Here is a 447-nt window from a genome sequence, read left to right as displayed (position 1 = left end):
CTCCAGCAGCGTCAGGAACAGTAGCCCGCGGGCTTTCGCAAGGATGCGCGTATGGATATCTTCCAGCTTTTCATCTCGGCCATCTTCGTCAACAACATCGTGCTGGCCCAGTACCTGGGCAACTGCCCCTACCTTGGCTGCTCCAAGGAAAAAGGCGTGGCCCTGGGCATGGGCGGCGCGGTGATCTTCGTCATCATCGTGGCCACGGCCTGCACCTGGCTCATGCAGCGTTACGTGCTGGAGCCCTTTGGCCTGGGCTACCTGCAGACCATCGTCTTCATCGTGGTCATCGCCTCGCTGGTGCAGTTCGTGGAGATGTTCCTCAAGAAGATGGTGCCTCCCCTGTATGCGGCCCTGGGCATCTTCCTGCCGCTGATCACCACCAACTGCGCCGTCATGGGCGTGGCCATCCTGGTGCAGCGCGAGGAATACGACCTGCTCACTTCC

At 60.9% G+C, this 447-nt stretch carries 1 protein-coding gene; it reads left to right on the top strand.

Annotated elements, in window-relative coordinates:
- Positions 1–51: 51 nt before the first annotated feature.
- Positions 52–447, top strand: a 396-nt coding sequence (locus tag JWG43_RS18340; RefSeq protein ID WP_205244368.1) for an electron transport complex protein RnfA, incomplete at its 3' end; no start/stop codon positions are given.

The sequence above is a fragment of the Desulfobulbus alkaliphilus genome (genome assembly GCF_016918545.1).
Classification (GTDB): Bacteria; Desulfobacterota; Desulfobulbia; order Desulfobulbales; family Desulfobulbaceae; genus Desulfobulbus; species Desulfobulbus alkaliphilus.
The sequence above is the reverse complement of the archived record's forward strand: the minus strand, read 5'-3'. Positions and strand labels throughout refer to the sequence as shown.